This is a genomic window from Paenibacillus sp. cl141a, from assembly GCF_900109305.1.
Classification (GTDB): domain Bacteria; phylum Bacillota; class Bacilli; order Paenibacillales; family Paenibacillaceae; genus Paenibacillus_AQ; species Paenibacillus_AQ lautus_A.
Genome location: NZ_FNZO01000018.1, coordinates 1 through 19,164, shown reverse-complemented (window position 1 = coordinate 19,164; position 19,164 = coordinate 1). Strand labels below are relative to the sequence as shown.

Here is a 19,164-nt window from a genome sequence, read left to right as displayed (position 1 = left end):
ACATGCATATTGTAGAACATGATACCGCTAATAAAAGATTTCTTATTCGAGATAACGGTGGCATTGCTGCGGTGATGACGTATGTTATCTCAAGTCCGGAGCTTTACATTATTGATCACACTTTGGTCGAAGATGCTTCCCGAGGACAAGGGCTTGGCGATAAGCTGATCAAAGCTATGGTGGAATACGCGAGGGAAAACGGTATTAAGATTTTACCCTTATGCCCGTTTGCCAAGGGACGGTTCGAACGTATCTCCGAATACTCGGATGTTCTCCATAGATAATCACGAATCATATTATTATAAGGTGGCAGCCGAAGATCTCGGTTGCCTATTGTCATGCTATCGTGTCCCGTTAGTTGAATGGCAGGCTGTCAGAATATTGCCCGCTGCGCGTACCATTGATTCAAATCAACAGACCCTTGTACTCCTAATAAGCGGTAGAAGTAGCGGTACACCTTACGATATTTCGATAAATCGGGGGGATCCAGGATCGTCGAATAACCTTCAAGGAAAGAAGCTGCAGATATCTCATCAAGCACATATTCTAGTCCGACAAAATCAAATTCGCGTGGACCTACCGCATAGGCTTCGACAACATTATCAGTGAGCTTTTTATTCTGCCAGTACCGGATCATTTCTGTCCCGTGTTTATTGATCTGGATCCGTCACAGTCCTTGCATATAGCAATTCTTCCCCACACGTCCTAGCAATTGCTCGAGTATACTATTACGTTCTTCTTCCTGCCACTCGTATGCATCGCTATAATGATGACTTAGATTATGAGCACTTCGTTTTATCAGTTTTAAATCAGGGTGCGACGGGGCAAACAACTTACCTTGGAAAATGCGTTCTTCCTCTTTCATATTTGTCAAATCCTCTCTTTTGAATCTTGTGTTCCATTCATGGTAATTAACCCTTTGAATCAGCGGATAATGTACTTATCCAGAAACGTATTTCGAAACTTCCCTAATGGATCGTATCGAAGCAGCAACTGACGAAAATCCGGTAACCGCTCATACCGAGCTTGTATCATTTCCGGTTCCATCGTAAACAGTTTCGCCCAATGCGGGCGTGCTCCAAACGGTTCCAGTTCACGTTCAATAAGCGGAAGTAACTGGCGCACGCGCTCCCAATCCGGCTTCCATGTAAAATGAAAACCAATACTGTCTTGCCGGTAGCATGGGCTCATCCAAAAGGTATCCAAAGCAATGGTTCGTATCTCGGAAATGAAGAGCAGAGGCGCAATTCGATCACGCAGTTTACCTAACGCACGCATCGCTTCGATCGCATGCCGCCTTGGAACGAAGTATTCACTTTGCAGTTCGTTGCCCGCACTGGGGGTAAATTCCATGCGGAAATGAGGCAACCGTTCATACCATGGTCCAGGAGCGCCCATCTGCTCGCTGCAGTTCACCACAGATTGGCCAGTTACCATATGCCGTTTTTCCTGCGCTGGTAAAGCCCCGAAGAAATCGGAAGGTGCCTCGTCCTCCCCGTTTATTCCCACCTTCCGTTTTACCCACACTTGATTGAATATAGGCTCTGCCCAATCCGTGAACAAGCTGACACTGTATGCTGAAGATAGAATTTCGTCTAGGCCATGTTCCAGTGCAGAAAAAGGAAGACGATCATATACGGTCTGACTTACCTGAAACGAGGGGACTAAATCCAGTGTAAGCTTAGTGACGACTCCCAGTCCGCCAAGTCCGACGACCGCCCCATCGAACTCGGGGTCGATCCCCCGCGTGAAGACCGTAACTTCTCCATCCGCTTTCATTAGCTCGATAGCACGTACAGAAGACGCCAGGCTTGCATTCAGATCGCCCGAGCCGTGCGTGGCCGTCGCCACGGCGCCAGCCACGCTAATGTGCGGAAGCGATGCTAAATTATGCAACGCATAGCCATGATCATTAACATATCGGCACAGATCGCCATACCGAATGCCACCCTCGACGGTTACGGTTCTCTGTACACGGTCGAGATCGATTACCCGATTCATCTTTCGAAGCGAAAGTTGGCTGCCCCCGGTGTCGGCAATCCCGTTAAAAGAGTGGCGCGAGCCAAGCACTCGCATGTTTGTGCGGCTAACTACTAGGTCCTTAACTTCTTCTAGACTTTTAGGCTCAAGCAGCTCCATCGAACAGTAGCGATAATTCCCCGCCCAGTTCAACTTATCTCCCATATGAACTCTCCTATTCAGCATGCAGGTTTTTGTCTTGAATCTATTGATCAATGGTTTACCAGAATGTCCAAATACTCCTTGATTCTGTCAAACTGAATCGGCACTCATAAATTTCATCAAACCCAGGCCATCGCACCATTGGGTTTACTAACCAGTAATTTACAGGAAAATCGTCTTAAAACTAGGTATTCGGCATGGCGTCCCGCTTTCCTGCCCGTTAGTCAGCAACCTCTTTTCGATTTCATATGGCAGTCTGCATATCCACCCCGCCAGCCATGCCGGCTATGGCTTTTGGATCATATGCTTTTCCTTGTATTCCTGCGGTGAACAGCCGGTAGCTTTTTTGAAAAAACGAGTAAAAGAGGATGCGGTTTCGTAGCCCACACGGCGGGCAACTTCACCGATTCGGAGATTCTCGCTATGAAGCAGACGCTTCGCTTGCATAAGACGGGTGGAGTCGATAAAATCCGTCAGATTGTTTCCGGTTTCCTGTTTGTAGATGCGGGATAAATATGACGGATTCAAATATACTTGTTCCGCCAATCGTACCAACGACAGGTCTTCATCCAAATGATTCCGAATGAATTCCTGCAAAAAATCGATGATATGATCCGCGCGTTTTTTCTGCTCTACTTTTTGCATGTCGAACAACACAGACGATAACTCCGTCAAATATAAGGAAGCTTCGCTCCAGCTGTCAAAAAAATCGATCCGCATCAGTTTGTTTTGACCCACCTGAGCTTCAATCTTCTCATTGAGTGCCCATCGATTGATATAGGACATCAAATACAACGACACGGTGTAATAAATTTCCTGGGCAAAAGCATTATTTTTCGTGCGAACGTCTCTGATAGGACCAAGAAGCAGCTCCAAGGCTTCAAAATACTTACTCCTTTGTCCTGCCTCCAGATATTGCTCGATAAGCGAAAGATCGTTGGACTTAAGCACCCGCGCAAGCCTTTCTCCTTCGAGATCCTCTTCCTTTAATCCCTGAACATTGCCTGCCTCATCGGGTTCATCATGACTAACCACATCGTCGATCAGAAGAACTGTATTTTCGAGTCCGATCCGGTAATTGAGCAAGTGGTGGAGCGAGTGATACTTATTGGAAACTGATTCCCAACCATCCGCTTGGCTGCCGATTGTAAAGCTGATCGGAATTCCGATATTTTCCTGGCATGCCGATTGGATGACCTCCAATATTCCTTTAAGGAACGACACTGTTTTATTAAACGTCTGCAAGATCGTCTCCGCATTCTCAGTACCGGTGGCGGACAACGACTCCTTAGGCTGAATAAAAATCACGAATCTGCGACTATCATCCAACACAATCACGAAATTGACACGGGTGGCTAAGTACCTGTGCATGATTTGCCGTATGGCATAGATTTGCTGCATCTTCTGCATATAACCGGTCGAGTCGGGGAATTTATCGATCTTGCCCACGACCAGGGCAACCGGCCACTTAACATTCAACGGGATCGACAATTCTTCGAATTGTGATTGGCTGGCTTGTAACCCGCGGCTGCCTTTTAACATGCCTAGAAGATAATCTTCTTGAAACAAATTCAGCGCTATGTTTATTTGCTCTTTGGCCTCCCGGATCAGATCTTCCGTTTTGATTTCCTGGCGGATTTTGGATACGGTCTCTTCGACCACCTGAATCACTTTGTCGATGTTCTCAGTCTTCAGAATATAGCTGACATCCTGATACTGAATCGCTTTGTATACATATCTGAATTCACTGTGCCCTGTTAAAAAAATCACTCTGCACTGAGGCCAGCTTCGAAAAATCTCCTCCATGAGCTGCAGACCGTCAATGTGGGGCATGTCGATATCGGTCAGCACGATATCAATTCTTGTACGGTTGAGCCACTCGATGGCTTCTTCTCCTCCATAGGCTTTATAGACATCGAGATCCAAATGATCAAATCCGCGAAAAATTTCATAAAGATGATTCACTATGATCTCTTCGTTATCGACAATCAGGAGTCTGTACATCCCTTACACACTCGCTTTCGGGTCAAGTTGCAGCGTCACCTTCAAGCCGCCCATTGCGCTTCGTTCCAAAATCAGGCCGTGTTCATCACCATATATCAAACGAAGCCGGCGATGAATGTTAATCAGACCTGAGGTCTCGATATTGGACGTATCGTTAAGGAGCTTTTGGAGCGCGGATAATTTGGACTCCGACAGATCCGTTCCGTTGTCCTCTACAATAATACGCAAAGCGCGGTCCTCCTGCTGAAAGCGCATTGTGATCAAGCCTTTGACTTTGGTTTGTTCCACAGCATATTTGAATGCATTTTCAAGAATCGGTTGAAGAATCAATCTAGGCACCTGTATTTCTTTGACCTCATCCGGAAGATCTTCAAATTGGATCGTCAGCCGGCTTGGAAAACGCATGAACTGAATCTCGCTATAGGTCCGTGCGTGCTCTACTTCCTCGCGCAGCGGCAAAAAATCCGATGCATTTCTTGTAATAAACTGAAAATAATCACCCAGCAGCTTAGTAAAAGGGATTAAATTATCGTCCCCAAGTTTGGCCATCGTGTTAATCAAAAACAAACTGTTATATAAAAAATGCGGACTAATTTGCGATTGCAATTGCTTTAGCTCCGCCCTCTGGTTAAGAATTTTCTGCTTGTACACCTGCTCGATTAATGCAGATACGTTCTGTACCATGGAATTAAAGCCTTGATAAAGATAACCGAACTCGTTTTTGCTGTTTACGTGGATCGAGACGTTAAAATTTCCGCTTTCGACGTGTCGGAACGATCCGACTAGCTTACGCATGGGCTTGTGAATTAAGTTATAAGTGTAGATAGAGTAAAACAACATAATCATTGCGCCTGCACCGGTGAATACCCACAGCCAGATATAAAAATCCCGCAACGGTACAAAGATGAGCTCTTGGGGAATATAACGCAGTAAGAGCATATTCAAATAATCCGATTTGACAGACACCACATACATTTTCTGACCGTTTATGTTGCTGTATGTGACATTCCCGCTCTTAAGTTCATGGTAGTTTCCCGCCAAATCTTGTAAACGTACATTTGCATCGTTGCCTTTGCCGCTAATGACGATATCGTGCGTCAGATCAATCAAAAAGGATCCGCTGTTGTCGTAAGTATGAAACTGGCCCAGCGCCTCTTGAAACGCCGTCGTATCCAGCTCAATCTCGATCATGTACTTTTGAGGCAAGCCGGCATTCTCGGTATGCAGAGTGGTTATGTAAAGATTATTTTTGTATTGTACCAGCTGCGCGCCAGTTTCCCCCGCCGGAACGCGAATCTGATCGAATTTGTTCATATCGATCGGACTTACGGTAGCGGTGGAGGAAATGGTTTTTTGAATCGGTAAAATGTGTGCGCTTACATTTGAGGTGTAGGAGCTGCTGTTATGAATAGTGACGAGACGCTGATGGAGCTTTCGCATGCTTTCCATGATTTCATACTCGTCCATGATGGAATACCGTACCGCGAGTTTGCCCAGGTATTCATCAGTCAAGCTTTCGTGTTGCAAAATTTTAATGCGTTCGATCTCCTCCTCCAGGCTTGTAAGGTAAAACGAAACCTGTGCAGTCGAAGAATTAATAATTTCATTTTTTACGGTGTTCAAGCTCCAATTGTACATATAGATGCCCAAGAAAATAATTAGGACGATCGCCAATAAGAAGGACGCGATCAATCGTGCGAAAATGCTGTTCTTGATCTGCCCTCCCTCCCTTATTCACGATTATTATTGCGGGAAACGAGGTCGGCCTTTCGTGTTTATCCCTTCACGCTCCCAAGTACAATTCCTTTGACAAAGAAACGCTGCAGGAACGGATACACGCAGATGATCGGCAGAGCTCCAAGGAAAATCTGGGCCGAACGCAGCGTCTTATCCGAAATGTCTGCCATGAGCTTGGCTTCTTCCGGCGTCATCGTCGCTAACGAGCGCTGAACGACGATCGTCTGAATGTAGCTCTGGATCGGGTAATGGCTGGGATCGTTCATATAGATTAACCCATCGAACCAGCTGTTCCAGTGCGTAACCAGTGAAAATAGCAGAATGGTCGCAAGAGCCGGCAAGGATACCGGAACGTAAATCTGCCACAACGTTCGCCAATGTCCGGCACCATCGATAAACGCGGCCTCACTCAGTTCCTTTGGCACTGCTCGAAAAAAATTCAACAGCAAAATGACGCTGAATACAGGAATCGCAGTCGGGAAGACCAGCGCCCAGATCGTGTCGATCAACCCGAGCTGTTTGACAACCATATACGTCGGAATTAATCCAGCCCCAAATATCATTGTAATAAAAAAGGCCCATGAATAAAAGGTGCGCAGCCGGAATTCTCCTTTTTCTTTCGAAAGCGGATATGCGACAGTAGCGATCAATACGAGATTCAGCGTCCCTCCCAATGCGATGCGCTCCAGGGAAACGAGCATCGATTGCCAAAAGGCTGAACGATGTGCGACAAATTCATAGGATTTCAACGTAAATTCCTTCGGCCACAAGGTTACGGTTCCTGTTGCAGCAACAGCGCTGGAGCTTAATGACACGGCCAGGATGTGGATCATCGGAATCAGACACAGCATTCCGACTGCGATCAAGAATATACTATTGCACACAACAAACCAATCCAGCTTCTTTTTTACAGGCATATCAGTCCCTCCTTAGAAAATCCTGTAGTCCGCAACTTTATACGCGATGTAGTAGGAGGCGGACACGAGAACAAGCGCGATAACGGACTTGAATAATCCGACTGCGGTTGCAACCCCGAATTGCGCATCCAGCAGTCCGATGCGGTACACGAAGGTATCGAGAATATCCCCGCTTTCATATACCATCGGGCTGTACATGTTAAAAATCTGGTCAAATCCGGCATTCAGCAAATTCCCCAAATTAAGTACCATAAGCAATACGATAACCATCTGCATCCCGGGCAGCGTCACGTGAAGCGTCTGCCTCCAACGGCTCGCTCCGTCGATTTGCGCCGCTTCGTACAGATTCGGGTTGATGCTTGTAAGCGCGGCCAGATATATAATGGTTCCGTATCCAAACTCTTTCCATACGTCTGTCAAAATCATGGTGTTTGGGAACCACCGATTGTCCCCAAGGAAAAAGATCGGTTCAATCCCGAACGATTGAAGCGCCCGGTTGACCAAGCCGTCATTCGGTGACAGAATTTCGATAAAGATTCCGCCCAATACTACCCAGGATAAAAAATGGGGCAAGTAAATCGCGGTCTGCACTCCTCTCTTCAATGCCATATGCCGGACCTCGTTTAATAGGATCGCAATCACAATGGGCACAAGCAGTCCTAGAATGACTTTCATCATCGCGATATAAAACGTATTCCACATGATGTTATCGAAGCTCGGCAGGTTCATCACATATTCGAAGTTGCGCAGACCAATCCAGTCCTGATCGCCGAACAAACCTTTCGCCGGTATAAACTTTTGGAACGCAATAATGATTCCGCCGATGGGAAGGTAATTGAATACCAGCAAAAAAAGAAAACCCGGCAAAATCATTACATGCAGAGGCAATTCCCTTTTCCAGCTTCTTATTTGCATAATAAATCACCCGTTTCTTAAGATGAGAATGAGGAAGGGAAAGGATGCCCTTGGTCAATGCAGCATCCTTTCTCATGGTCCTAGGTACTTATTTTACAGATGCGTACCACTCGTTGACTTCTTTGGTCATATCGGCTCCCCCAAGCTTATTCCAGTTCTCTACAAACTTGTCGAACTCATCAATCGAAGTGGCGCCCATAATAATTTTGACAAACACCTCGGTTTCCAGTGCCTTTAGCGTGGACTGCTTTTCCGCCATGGTTTGGGTAGGCGGTCCGGCAAACGCCTCAAGCATGAAATGGTCGTTCTCCAGGTACTTCACGCTATGCTGGAACACGCCGTCTTCCCCGTAAATTTTAGGCCATCCCCATAAAGTGGTTTCTCCATTGTTGAAGGCTTCCATATTTTTCTGAATCGACAGTGCCTCACCGGTTAGCTGATCCAAGGTTTTATTCTTACGCGCCTCCTCGATTTCCTGGAACGCATTCACGTTTTTAAATGGCGGGTAGGGTTGTACCGGCGAATATTTCCACACGCCTACACTGTCATTGGCGGAAGGCATATAATAATAATCGAAATCTCCGCTTTCTCCCCAGTTCAACTCAATGTGCAAATTAAACATTTTCACCAAGGCTTCCGGATTGGAAAATCCTTTTCTGACGACCCAGAACTCCGATGCGGCAAATTTCTGCGGTGAAAGCACCGGTTCCCCGTCCACCGAAACCAAGGCGTAGCCTTTCCAATCTGCACCCGGATCGTTCTGATAGTTGCTAATGAGCGGGTACATCGGATTCCATTGTTGCCCGAACTCCATGCCCACCTTGCCGGCGGCTATCGTCTCAGCCACCTTGCCGCCGTCCTTAACACCGAATTCCTTGTCGATTTCACCGGCCTTATACATCGAAGACAGCGCTTTCAATCCCTCCTTTACTTCAGGAAGCGTACTGCCCCAAACCAGATTACCCGATCCGTCATCGATCCACATGTTCGGGTACGCGTGGTAGCCGGCAAAAAAACCTTCCAGCCCCATGGCTCCGCCGTACAGATCCTTCGTAATTGCTAGACCGTAGGTGTCATTGACTCCGTTCCCGTCCGGGTCCTGCGTGGTAAACGCTTTACTGATTGCAATCACATCATCCATCGTTTTGGGCTCTGAAAGCCCGAGTTTCTCTAACCAGTCGGCACGAAGCCAGATAAATACGCCGTCTCCGTATACCTCCGGCGGACCTAGGCCCATCATCTTACCATCAACCGTAGCGGCCTGGAGGACCGCAGGCCCTTGCACTGCGTACAGCTCCTTCATTTGGTCAGAAGCATATTCGTCCCAGTACGGTGTGAGATCCTCGATCATATCTGCTTCAGCCATCTGTTTCATTTGTGCGGCTGTGACGCGAATCATGTCCGGAATATCCCCAGATGTCAACGTTACGTTAACCTTTTGGGTATAAGCATCCCCACCGCTGACCGTCCAATCGTATTTTACGTTGATTCCCAGTTTTTCCGAGAACGCTTTCAACCAGCGGTTGTCTTCCACTGTTTCGCCAGGTGTTTTGGGTATGATGTTATCCTGCATATCGTTGTCTACATCGCGGGCAAATCGAATCGTAAGCGGTTCTTCATATTTGCCGAACGGTCCTTCCGCTGCGGCGGCTCCCCCTTCAGATGATTTGCCTGAACTGCTTCCTGACGGATTGGTTGACTGTTGATTGTTTGAGTCGGAACTACATGCGGCGATCACTCCTGTTAATAGTATTGTCGCTAAGATGAGGACGACTTTCGGGTAAATCCTTCGTTTCATGCTAATAACCCCCTTGAAATCGATTTTGCTTTGAATCACGTTTCATTTTAACCCTCAAGTTTAGGAATGAATACAGGCGAGCTGTTACATTTCTAACATTTGTTTACGCTTTTGTCTCGCCCTATGCTCGCAGTTTTCAACAAGTTTATCATTTCTTTACGACCTCGTTCGGGAGCATGAAATCGGGTTGAACCGTTAAAATGAAAGCGCTATAATGGAACATCGCAAGGAAGTTCACAGGTCTAGCAACATATATTATTCCGAATGGAGAGGAAGGCTATGGCGTTACTGTTCATCGATTCAGGGCGGAAGTACGGAAAAATCAACAAAAATGTTTACGGGCATTTTTCAGAGCATTTGGGACGAGGAATTTATGGCAGCATTTATGTCGACGAAAACAGCCCAATTCCCAACGTCCGAGGGATACGCACCGACGTTGTGGAGGCATTGCGGCATATCCGGGTGCCGGTGCTGCGTTGGCCCGGTGGATGCTTCGCTGAATATTACAATTGGAAAGACGGCGTAGGTGCTGAGCGCAAGCGCATCGTGAATGCAGGCTGGGGCGGCGTCGTGGAGGACAATTCATTTGGCACCCACGAGTTTTTGGATCTATGCGAGCAGATCGGCTGCTCGGCTTATATCGCCGCCAACGTCGGCTCCGGTACCCCTAGAGAAGTGAGCGAATGGATTGAATACATGACCTTTGACGGAGACTCGCCAATGGCGAACTGGAGGCGCCAGAACGGCAGGCACGAACCGTGGAAGGTTGAATATGTCGGCATCGGAAATGAGAATTGGGGATGCGGCGGGCAAATGCGGCCGGAATATTATGCCGATGTGTACAAGCAATTTAACACTTATGTTCGCAATTACGGCAATCATCGGATTTTCAGAGTTGCTTGCGGTGCCGATGGTAACGATTATGCCTGGACCGAAATCTTGATGCGCGAAGCGGGCACAAATATGAATGGATTGTCTCTGCATTATTACACCATGCCGGGATATTACAAATCTGACGAATATCCCGAGGAGCGCAAAGGTCCGGCTCTGGAGTTTGACAAGCCGACCTATTATCGCACCCTGCGCCGAGCGTTGTATATGGATGAATTAATTACCCGGCATAAACATGTCATGGATCGCTACGACCCCAAAGGCGTGGTGTCGATCATTATCGACGAGTGGGGAACCTGGCACGAGGTGGAGCCCGGGACTCACCCGGCATTCTTGTTCCAGCAAAATTCGATGCGAGACGCCATTGTCGCCGGGGTGTCCCTGAATATATTTAACGCCCACAGCGATCGGGTTCAGATGGCCAATCTGGCACAGCTGGTCAATGTGCTCCAATCGGTCATCCTGACGGAAGGCGAGGATATGGTGCTCACACCGACGTACCATGTATTCGATCTCTATAAAGGGCATCAAGATTCGACACGGATCGAGAGCTATATTCAGCAGCACCTGACGGGGACAACCGAAGCCGAGGTGCCGGCACTGCACGTCAGCGCATCGAAACGGGCGGACGGCCGCGTTCACGCCACAGTGGTGAACTTGTCCGCAGATGAGTCCCAGCAGCTCCTTGGCGTGTTAGATGGTCAAGCGTTTTCCTCTGCCGAAGTTCGTTACATATCTGGGACCATGACGAGCCACAACGCGTTCGGACATCCCCCACAAGTCGAAATAAAAAAGATGCCGGTTATTCCCATTAAGGACAACCGCTTTGATATGCACCTTCCTGCCTGCTGCGTTGCTGAAATCGTTTTGTCTTAATGCATCAATGCTAATTGGTGTCCGAGTTCGTTGATTTGTCGATAGCTCCACTTCTCCTACGCATGAAGTCGGATGGTTTCTTGCTTGAGTCTTCTGAAAATGTATGAATTTTATTCTTTGTTTGCATCATAAAATGCACCCCTAGAAATCATCGGAATAGCCAGAGGATTCCAATGTTATTCTAAGGGGTGAACTCCATGGTCTGATACCGCCTTTGCCATTCACATTTCTTTATAAACAAAATAATCAAAATCAGCGTGTTTCCGAGTCCCGCCAAGATCTTGCACGCAAAGACCGATGTAGGTTCCCGTAAACCGGATATATTCAGGAGATTCATCGGACAGATGCGTGATATCGCACCATCCGCCTGCCGGTTGCCAGGACGGATCATCCTGTAATGCATAGTAGAAGCAGGCACGGTCATGATCAACCACAACCTTTAACCGGATTCCGTTCATCGATTTCAGCGGAATATCCTCCAGCAGCTCATCGTAAACCCCATATCTGGACTGAATGATTCCCAGGCACAGTCCTTTCTCTTCGTGATAAGTTACCCGTAAATAGAGATAGTCTTTCGTATCGTAATACAGAATCAGCCCTGCCATTTGCTGCGGATGGTCCGGTGCAAACTCCAGACAAGTTTCGGCTTCGCACGCAAAAGCCTGCAGTCTTCGGGCGACCATGCTTTGCCTGTGTGTCGAGCTCATCGACTCCATGCCGCGCAGGCGCAAGTAACCGGGACGTTCCGTAAGGCTCAGCCACGTCGGGTCCGGCGGAATACGAAGCGTATTCCAATCGCTTCGGAGCATGGCTTGATCAAAGTGGTCCATCTCCGGTACCGGTTCATAAGGGTGTGGCTTGATTTTCGGTGCGGGCACCTGAACCTCGGGATATCGGTCACCGCCCGCAAGCCGCAGCCAGCCGTCCACGCTCCAAATACATTGCTGCAGCGCCGTCTCACGGCCAAGTGTGCAAAACTGTCCATTGACGGGCCGGCCGACCAGGTGGGCCATGTACCATTCGCCGGTATGCGTCTCGACGAGGCTGCCGTGACCGGCCTTCTGCAGCTTTAAATCCGGTCTGCCGCATGAAGTCAGGATCGGATTGGCAGGATCGACCTCATAAGGTCCTTGTAACGAGCGGGATCGTGCTACCGTCACCGCATGCTCGTAACCGGTTCCCCCTTCAGCCGTGAGCAGATAATAAAACCCCTTATATTTGTACAGATGCGGCGCTTCCGTCAGCCCTAATTCCGTGCCCTTGAATATGTTAACGGCGGGCCCAATCAGTTTTTGTTCCTGAACGGAAAATTCCTGGAGCACGATGCCCGAGAACCGGTTCTTTCCCTTACGGTGATCCCAAATCATATTGACCAGCCACTTGCGTCCGTCCTCATCATGAAATAAGGAAGGATCGAACCCGCTGCTGTTCAAATACACCGGCTCGGACCACGGGCCTTCGATATCCGTTGCCGTCACAAGGTAATTATGGGTATCTTTAAAAGCGCCGACCCGGCTTTTGACATCCGTTTAAATCAGGTAAAACACGCCGTTGTCATAGCTAAGGCAGGGAGCCCATACGCCTCCGGAATCGATGTTGCCTTCCATATGCAGCTGCGATGTCCGGGTCAGCGGAGATTGTATCGGCTTCCAATGAACCAGGTCCCGGGAATGGTGAATCCGTACGCCCGGGAACCATTCGAAGGTGGATGTGGCGATATAATAATCTTCCCCCGCCCGGCATATGGACGGATCGGGATGAAAACCGCGAAGAACGGGGTTCGTGATCATATTCATTGAAGCAACCTCCGGTATGAAAATGATGTTTGTACAAAAAATGTTTGATTTCAATGCCAGCCCAGTGCTTTTTTGCCGGCTTCCAGAGCGGTTATGATCCGCTCCACGTCGTACACATTCCCTCTCCATGTCCCTCCGCTGACGGACTGCAGCGCAGCCCACAGCCTGGTGTCATCCGGTAGAGCTTCATCAGGCCGCATATCCGGATGGAAGGGCCTTTGTGCCAGGATGAGAGCTCCCTCCTCCGGCGAAACCTCGATTTCCCCTTCACCGACAAAGTTCATGCTGCCTACCAGCGTGTTGCGATCCACGACAATATCGATCAAGTCACCGTTCCGAAGCTTGCCGATTGGCCCGCCTGCCAGCGCTTCGGGGCCAACATGGCCAATGCACGCGCCGGTGGAAACACCGGAAAACCGGGCATCGGTAATGAGCGACACGTATTTGCCGAAAGACAGATGCTTCAGCGCAGACGTAAGCTGGTAAGTCTCCTCCATCCCGGTCCCTGACGGACCCCGCCCGAGAAGTACGACGACGTCGCCTGCCAGAACTCCGCCGTGCTTAATCGCACGGATCGCTTCGCGTTCGGTTGTAAATACTTTGGCTCTGCCTCTGTGACGATACACGCCATGGTCATCCAGTACCGTAGGGTCGATCGATGTGGATTTGATCACAGAGCCTTCCGGAGCGATATTCCCGGTCGGAAACGTTACCGTAGAGGTAATGCCAAGACGCCGCGAATACTCCGCGCTCATAATGACACTGTCCGGATCCACCCCGTCCTTCTCTTTCAGCTGCTTCCGCAGCAGATGACGGCGTTCCGACGATTCCCACCAGTCGAGCACCTCGCCCAGCGTTGTACCTGTTACGGTAAGCACGGACTCATCCAGTACGCCAAACTGCCTGAGGTGAAGCATCACTTCAGGCACGCCTCCGGCCTGAAACACCCGAATGGTCGGGTGGAAGATCGGGCCGTTCGGCAGGGCGCTGACCAGTCTCGGCACATCTTTGTTGACCTGGATCCAGTCCTGTACCGCAGGCACGGTTAAACCGGCTGCATGGGCAATGGCGGGAATGTGGAGCAGCAGATTGGTAGAGCCGCCGAATGCGGCATGAACGACCATCGCATTGCGAATCGCCGCATCGGTGACAATGTCCGCCATTCTTAGCCTCCGGGACTCCATCACCATCAGTGCGCGTGAGGATTGCCGAGCCATTTCGATCCAGATCGGCTGCCCGGATGGTGCAAGCGCGGCATGCGGCACCGTCATGCCCATCGCCTCGGCGACGACCTGGGCCGTTGCCGCCGTGCCCAGAAACTGGCAGCCTCCCCCCGGTGTAGCGCATGCCCGGCAGCCGAGCTCCGCCGCCGCTTCCAGGGAGAGCTCGCCGCTGACGTAACGTGCGCCGATCGTCTGAATTTTGCCGGCGTCCTCTCCATCGACAGGCGGAAGGGTGACGCCGCCGGGAACGATCACACCCGGCAGCTGTGGCATGCCCGCAAGCGCAAGCATCATCGCCGGCAGACCTTTGTCGCAAGTGGCGACGCCGATCACCCCTTTGCGCGTCGGCAAGGAGCGAATCAGTCTGCGGAACACCATGGCAGCATCGTTCCGGTATGGAAGGGAATCAAACATGCCTGTCGTTCCCTGTGATCGGCCGTCACAAGGGTCGCTGACATAGCCGGCAAACGGAATTCCACCGCGGCCCGATATCTCTTCCGCCGCGGCCTTCATGAGCAGGCCGACCTCCCAGTGGCCCGTATGGTAACCGAGGGCGGCAGGACTGCCGTCCTCGTTGCGAATTCCGCCCTGCGTGCTCAGGATCAGAAACTGTTTTCCGTTCAACTCCCCGGGCTTCCAGCCCATTCCGACATTCTGGGACATGCCGAACAAGTCGCCGCTCGGAGCGTTCCGCAGCAAGTCATCCGTTAAAGGCAGCCGTCCCGCCGCCCCGGGAGCATACGCCATAATATCGAAACCGCTTGAGTCTTTCTCCCCCATAATCGACATAATCTGTTCGTGCATGGCACCCTCCCGCAGCTTATGACTTCACGAAAACCGTTTTGATGGAAGTAAAAAACTCGATGGCCGCTTGACCCTGTTCCCTGGAATGCGAGCTTGACATCTTCATCCCGCCGAACGGTGCCTGCAGCTCTACGCCGGCCGTTTCCGCATTGATCCTGACCAATCCGGCATCCATATCCCGGATGAAAGACAGCATTGCCCCGACATTTTGCGTATAGATAGAGGCACTTAAGCCAAAGTCGCTGTCATTAGCCGTCTCTATGGCTTCCTCCAGGGAATCCACTACGATCAATGCAAGCACAGGGCCGAAGATTTCTTCCCGGGCTATGGACATATGCGGTTCGACCCCCTCAAATACGGTTGGCTGGACATAGAATCCCTCTTCAAGTCCTGGACCTTCCGCTCTTTTTCCACCGGTCAGCAGCACGGCACCTTCATCCTGCCCTTTCTGAATATAGTTCAGCACCGTTTCGAGCTGTCCTTCGTTTGCGCACGGTCCCATCCAGCTTTCGGAAAACATGCCGTCGCCCAACCGGATCTCCCGGATTTGCGACAGGAGCTTTTCTTTAAAGGCTTCATATACTTTCCGCTCAACGATGACCCGGCTGGTGGCAGTGCATTTTTGGCCAGTGGATTTCAAGCCGCCGCTGATGGTCGCCTCGACTGCCAAGTCCAGGTCCGCATCTGCCGCGATAATGATCGGATTTTTGCCGCCCATTTCAAGCTGATACTTGGCTCCCCGCCCCAAAGCGGCGGCGCCGACCCGTTTTCCGACTTCGTTGGAACCTGTAAACGTTATCCCGCTGACATCCGGATGCTCGGCAAGCGCAGATCCGATCACCGAACCTCTGCCGCATACAAGATTGAGAACGCCTGCGGGAATTCCCGCTTCCTCAAAGCATTCCATCAGTTTGGCTGCCGTGACCGCCGTTTCCTGCGCCGGCTTTAACACAACGGTATTGCCGTATATCAGAGCCGGGGCCGTCTTCCAAATCGGAATCGCTACGGGAAAATTCCATGGGGCAATCACGCCCACGACGCCAAGCGGTACACGGGTCGTAAACATCAACGCTTCGCTGTCCGTCGAAGGAATGACATCGCCGATTTTTCGCATCCCTTCGCCGGCGTAATACCTTAGGATCGCGACGCCGCGCATTGTCTCTCCCTTAGCTTCTGCGAGCGTTTTGCCCATTTCCCTCGTCATCGCCTCGGCGACCTCGTCGGCCCGGCGTTCCAGCACATTCGCCGCCTTGAACAGAACATTGCCGCGTTCCGCGCCGGTTAATCGCCGCCAGGCTAGGCCTGCCGCTTTGGCCGCAGCGACAGCACGGTTCAGATCCTCTATACCGGAAACCGGTACAAAACCGACTACCTCATTCCGGTTTGCCGGATTGATGCTGGGTTCGGTTTCTCCGGACGCAGCCTTCATCCATTCTCCGTTGATATAGTTCCTGTATACTTGCTCTCCTTGAAATGCCGTCATGGAAATACGCCCTCCTTATTAAAAACTAATTTGATATGACAGGGTTCACCAGCGTACCGATACTACTGATCGAAATTTCAATCCGGTCCCCGGGCTCAAGCGTGAACTCATTAGGCGGCACAATGCTTGTGCCTGTCAAAAGCACCGTACCGTCAAACAAATCATTGTCCTTTGCCAAGAACGAGACCAGTTCATCCAGCTTTCGGTTTAATTCACTTGTACTGGCCTCGCTCTTAACGACCATACGACCCTCGCGGTAAATTTCGCAGATGATGCTGAATGCATATGGATTCTGCACCGTTTCCGCAAGCCGGATGGCCGGTCCGATGGAGCAGGAATTGCGCCATATTTTTGCTTGCGGCAGGTACAGCGGGTTCTCCCCTTCGATATCGCGGCAGCTCATGTCATTACCCACGATGTATCCCACTATACTTCCATCAGCGGCAAGGACTAGTCCCAACTCAGGCTCTGGAATCTGCCATGTGGAATCGCTGCGCAGCGTGACGGCCTCGTTCGGTCCGATGGTGCGGGCGGCTGTGGATTTGAAAAAGATTTCCGGCCGCTCAGCGTCATAGACTTTATCGTAAAATGTCTCCGCATCCAGCCTTCCATCCGTAGCTTCATAATTTCGTGCTTCGCGGCTTCGTTGATACGTAACACCCGCCGCCCATACTTCCGGCGCGTCCACTGGCGTGACAAGGTGCAAAGAAGTCCAATCGCCAGCCAGCTCGTTTGACGAAATAACAGCGCTTTCAACCAGTTGAACAGGTAAAATATCCCGCTCCCTAGCTTGATGGATCAACGTCATAAAATCCGGCTGCGGCAGACGATAGACTCTCTCATCATCCGTGACTGCTGCCAGCCGCTTCTGTTGTCTGTCTAGAAATCGAATAATTCGCATTCAGGCTTGCCCCCATTTCTTCCCCATCGGGTTGATACTACTACCATAGCACCACCGATCGACCATGACGATGCGCTAATCTCTACGACGATTTACCCTTTTCACGCATAATTTTTCTGTTAAGATGAGTCTAACCGTTACTGGAAAACAGGACATACAGAGGAGGTTTGCTGTGACCAAGCTTTCCGAAGCCGCATATTTAGGTCGTCTGCCCGATGTTCGCATGTCTTTTCAATTATTGGGGCTGCATGCAAGAAAAGTGGATTCCCGCTGGACTTATCCGTCCCACGAGCATTCCATGTATGAAATTCATTGGATGATGGACGGGGAGATGAATATGGTGGTCAATGGACAGCTGTACAAGCAGTCCGTTGGAGACTTGTTGTTCATTCGCCCCGGCATGACACATTCCTGCACGGGCGCCGGTCCGCAGGGTTTCACTTACTTCTCCGTTCATTTTAGCATTCACGATACATCCTTTTGCAGAGAACTCAACCGCTGCAAGGACATTTATTATCCGGCTGATTCGGCGTTAGCCCAGGGAATGTCTTCTTCTCTGTCTACACTGTACAATCTGGCCACAGAGCACTTATCCAGCCCGCTGCCGGCCTCCAAACAGATGAGGGTCCATGCCGCCGTATTCGAACTGCTCGGCTCCCTGGTCGGACAGCTGTCGCAGACCACATCCGTCACCTTATCCAGAAAAGAATCCATCGCCCGTCAGATCGCCGAGCAAATCGAGGACTCCGTAAGATATATCCATCTTCACGGTGAAATTCAGGAGACCGAGCGAACCTGGATCCAAGACATCGCCAAGTCGCTGAACCTTAGTCCGTCGCAGGTGAATCGGATCTTTCGGCAGGTATACGGCAGAGCACCGCGCAAGTTTTTATCCGAAACCCTCCTGAATGAGGCCCAGCGGCTGTTGAAGCAAACAGACCTAAGCATTGATCATATTGCGATGATGCTGGGGTATAAAACCAATGCGCATTTCAGCCGCCAATTCAAGCGGTGGACGGGGATGGCGCCCAGTGAATACAGAAACTGAGTCCAGCAGCAGTCATTAGATGATGAGCCGGATCCGTAGCCTCATTAAGAATGCGTATCTCGATCAATAAAGTTATTTGATACTCACTCAACCCTTTTCTTGATGAACGTGTAGGTGCGGCCGGCTTCTCCCGTAAATGAATCAGGGTCAAGTCCAGGTGCTTTTATACGGCATGGACCGGAGACTGCGCAGAACACGATCACTTCAGTAACCTGTCCCTTGGTCCAGGTGAAATTCAAGGTAAAGCCGCCTCGTGCCCGCAGCCCTCTGACTTCCCCATCGCTCCAGCTGTTTGGCAAAGCGGGCAGCAGACGGATCAAACCAGCGTGGCTTTGCAGCAGCATCTCGGCAATGCCCCCTGTGCCGCCGAAATTACCATCGATTTGAAACTTGGACGGTCTCCAGCACTAGCTTTAAATAGTTGTGGCGTCCGATCCGAAAGGCAACAACCTCGTAGTATACAGATCCAAAATAACCGACAGGTACAGAAAGCGAGAACCGATTGGCAGATAGGTCACATCGGTGACCCATTTCGTATTAGGTGCCGTGGCGTTGAAATCCCGATTTAGCACATGGGTTGAGGTAATCCC

14 protein-coding genes and 3 pseudogenes are annotated in these 19,164 nt (G+C 50.3%); 3 read left to right on the top strand and 14 right to left on the bottom strand.

Annotated features, from left to right (window positions below):
* Positions 1-2 precede the first annotated feature (2 nt).
* Positions 3-284 carry a GNAT family N-acetyltransferase gene (locus BMX45_RS29500; protein ID WP_090914179.1) on the top strand — a complete coding sequence of 94 codons (282 nt, stop codon included), beginning with the start codon at positions 3-5 and terminating at the stop codon, positions 282-284.
* Positions 285-373: 89 nt separating this feature from the next.
* Here BMX45_RS29500 and BMX45_RS29495 read toward each other — a convergent pair whose 3' ends face one another.
* The 8 genes from BMX45_RS29495 to BMX45_RS29460 all read right to left on the bottom strand — a co-directional run bounded on the left by BMX45_RS29495 (position 374) and on the right by BMX45_RS29460 (position 9,552).
* Complete coding sequence (locus tag BMX45_RS29495) at positions 374-637, bottom strand: glutathione S-transferase family protein (protein ID WP_175495236.1); 264 nt, start codon at positions 635-637, stop codon at positions 374-376.
* 30 nt (positions 638-667) lie between these two features.
* Entirely contained in the window at positions 668-865 is a 198-nt protein-coding gene (locus BMX45_RS29490; protein ID WP_254778356.1) for a maltose acetyltransferase domain-containing protein, read from the bottom strand.
* Positions 866-924: 59 nt separating this feature from the next.
* Positions 925-2,184, bottom strand: coding sequence for an FAD-binding protein (locus BMX45_RS29485; RefSeq protein ID WP_090914176.1), 1,260 nt, complete (start codon positions 2,182-2,184; stop codon positions 925-927).
* A 282-nt stretch (positions 2,185-2,466) separates the two neighbouring features.
* Complete coding sequence (locus tag BMX45_RS29480; RefSeq protein WP_090914174.1) at positions 2,467-4,185, bottom strand: response regulator transcription factor; 1,719 nt, start codon at positions 4,183-4,185, stop codon at positions 2,467-2,469.
* 3 nt (positions 4,186-4,188) lie between these two features.
* Positions 4,189-5,697 (bottom strand): sensor histidine kinase, encoded by a 1,509-nt coding sequence (locus tag BMX45_RS29475; RefSeq protein WP_254778354.1) that lies wholly within the window; start codon positions 5,695-5,697, stop codon positions 4,189-4,191.
* Between the two features lie 263 nt (positions 5,698-5,960).
* Positions 5,961-6,839: a carbohydrate ABC transporter permease gene (locus BMX45_RS29470; RefSeq protein WP_090914170.1), complete on the bottom strand. Its 879-nt coding sequence runs from the start codon at positions 6,837-6,839 to the stop codon at positions 5,961-5,963.
* A gap of 12 nt (positions 6,840-6,851) precedes the next feature.
* The gene (locus BMX45_RS29465) at positions 6,852-7,754 is read right to left on the bottom strand and encodes an ABC transporter permease (RefSeq protein WP_090914168.1); all 903 of its coding nucleotides are present in this window, start codon (positions 7,752-7,754) and stop codon (positions 6,852-6,854) included.
* A gap of 88 nt (positions 7,755-7,842) precedes the next feature.
* Positions 7,843-9,552 carry an extracellular solute-binding protein gene (locus tag BMX45_RS29460; RefSeq protein ID WP_090914166.1) on the bottom strand — a complete coding sequence of 570 codons (1,710 nt, stop codon included), beginning with the start codon at positions 9,550-9,552 and terminating at the stop codon, positions 7,843-7,845.
* 279 nt (positions 9,553-9,831) lie between these two features.
* Here BMX45_RS29460 and BMX45_RS29455 point away from each other — a divergent pair, with 279 nt between their 5' ends.
* Positions 9,832-11,319, top strand: a complete 1,488-nt coding sequence (locus tag BMX45_RS29455; RefSeq protein WP_090914164.1) for an alpha-N-arabinofuranosidase — start codon at positions 9,832-9,834, stop codon at positions 11,317-11,319.
* Positions 11,320-11,540: 221 nt separating this feature from the next.
* Here the strand turns inward: BMX45_RS29455 and BMX45_RS29450 are convergent.
* From BMX45_RS29450 to BMX45_RS29435, 4 genes and pseudogenes are all read right to left on the bottom strand, one after another.
* Positions 11,541-13,115: pseudogene (locus BMX45_RS29450) on the bottom strand (glycoside hydrolase family 43 protein).
* A 50-nt stretch (positions 13,116-13,165) separates the two neighbouring features.
* Positions 13,166-15,142, bottom strand: a complete 1,977-nt coding sequence (locus BMX45_RS29445) for a YjhG/YagF family D-xylonate dehydratase (RefSeq protein WP_090914162.1) — start codon at positions 15,140-15,142, stop codon at positions 13,166-13,168.
* Between the two features lie 16 nt (positions 15,143-15,158).
* Positions 15,159-16,625, bottom strand: a complete 1,467-nt coding sequence (gene gucD / locus BMX45_RS29440; RefSeq protein WP_090914160.1) for an alpha-ketoglutaric semialdehyde dehydrogenase GucD — start codon at positions 16,623-16,625, stop codon at positions 15,159-15,161.
* A 25-nt stretch (positions 16,626-16,650) separates the two neighbouring features.
* Positions 16,651-17,526 carry a fumarylacetoacetate hydrolase family protein gene (locus BMX45_RS29435; protein ID WP_090914158.1) on the bottom strand — a complete coding sequence of 292 codons (876 nt, stop codon included), beginning with the start codon at positions 17,524-17,526 and terminating at the stop codon, positions 16,651-16,653.
* 172 nt (positions 17,527-17,698) lie between these two features.
* Between BMX45_RS29435 and BMX45_RS29430 the strand changes: the two genes are divergently transcribed.
* Complete coding sequence (locus BMX45_RS29430; RefSeq protein ID WP_090914156.1) at positions 17,699-18,574, top strand: AraC family transcriptional regulator; 876 nt, start codon at positions 17,699-17,701, stop codon at positions 18,572-18,574.
* Between the two features lie 83 nt (positions 18,575-18,657).
* Here BMX45_RS29430 and BMX45_RS29425 read toward each other — a convergent pair.
* Positions 18,658-18,963 (bottom strand): annotated as a pseudogene (locus tag BMX45_RS29425) (glycoside hydrolase family 95-like protein); the annotation flags it as partial.
* Positions 18,964-19,032: 69 nt separating this feature from the next.
* A pseudogene (locus BMX45_RS32060) lies at positions 19,033-19,164 on the bottom strand (IS3 family transposase); the annotation flags it as partial.